Raw genomic sequence first — 1,329 nt, 5'->3', positions numbered from 1 at the left:
GTTTAACCTTTGGGCACTGGGCAGGCTTCACCCTCTATACGTCGTTTTACAACTTAGCAGAGTGCTGTGTTTTTACTAAACAGTTGCCCCCCCTATTTTCTGTGGCCTATTAAAAATAGGCGCCCCTTCTCGCGAACTTACGGGGTTATTTTGCAGAGTTCCTTAACATTGGTTTTCTCGCTCGCCTTAGAATACTCATCTTGGGAACGTGTGTTCGTTCTCGGTACAGGTTGATAAAAAATTAACACTAGAAGCTTTTCTTGGAAACATGAAATCATTCAATTCGTTACTCGACCGAAGTCTTCACTATGCATCACAACTCAAGATTATGCTATACGGATTTGCCTATATAACTCTCTTGTTGCTTACCCCACAATCCAGTAAGTGGTAGAACTATCCTTTTTCGTCACTCCATCATTCTTTTACCAAGTACAGGAATATTAACCTGTTGTCCATCGACTATGCATTTCTGCCTCATCTTAGGCCCTGACTAACCCTGGGTGGACGAACCTTGCCCAGGAAACCTTTCCCAATAGGCGTCGAAGATTCTCACTTCGAATCGTTACTCATGCCGGCATTCTCACTTTTAATCTCTCCACCAGTCCTCACGGTCTGACTTCAACGAAATTAAAACGCTCTCCTAACGCACATAATGTGCCCGTAGCTTCGGTATTGTGTTTGAGTCCCGTTACATTATTGGCGCAAGATCTCTTGACTAGTGAGCAATTACGCACTCTTTAAAAGGTGGCTGCTTCTAAGCCAACTTCCTAGTTGTTTATGAAATCTCACAACCTTTCTCACTTAACACAATTTTGGGACCTTAGCTGACGATCTGGGTTGTTTCCCTCGCGAGCGTGGACGTTATCACCCACGTTCCGACTGCATAGCTTAATTTTAATGGTATTCGGAGTTTGATTATAGTCAGTACAGCTAGATGCCGCCATTCCACATTCAGTGCTCTACCCCCATTAAACAATACTATACGCTAGCCCTAAAGCTATTTCGAAGAGAACCAGCTATCTCCAGGTTCGATTGGAATTTCACCGCTATCCACAAGTCATCCGGGCACTTTTTAGCGTACTACGGTTCGGTCCTCCACTTAGTTTTACCTAAGCTTCAACCTGCTCATGGATAGATCACCTGGTTTCGGGTATATGCCAATATACTAAAGTCGCCCTATTCAGACTCGGTTTCCCTACGGCTCCGCTTTTTTCTGCTTAACCTTGCATATTAACATAACTCGCCGGCCCATACTGCAAGATGTACGCCATCACACTTTAACGTGCTCTGACTACTTGTAAGTAAATGGTTTCAGAATCTATTTCACTC

At 43.9% G+C, this 1,329-nt stretch carries 1 rRNA gene; it reads right to left on the bottom strand.

Annotation, left to right across the window (positions count from 1 at the left end):
* Positions 1–1,329: ribosomal RNA gene (locus IE061_RS17875) — 23S ribosomal RNA — on the bottom strand; the annotation flags it as partial.

Origin of the sequence: Vreelandella hamiltonii, assembly GCF_014651795.1 — a bacterium.
Lineage (GTDB): Bacteria > Pseudomonadota > Gammaproteobacteria > Pseudomonadales > Halomonadaceae > Vreelandella > Vreelandella hamiltonii.
This window is presented reverse-complemented; position numbering and strand designations above follow the sequence as displayed.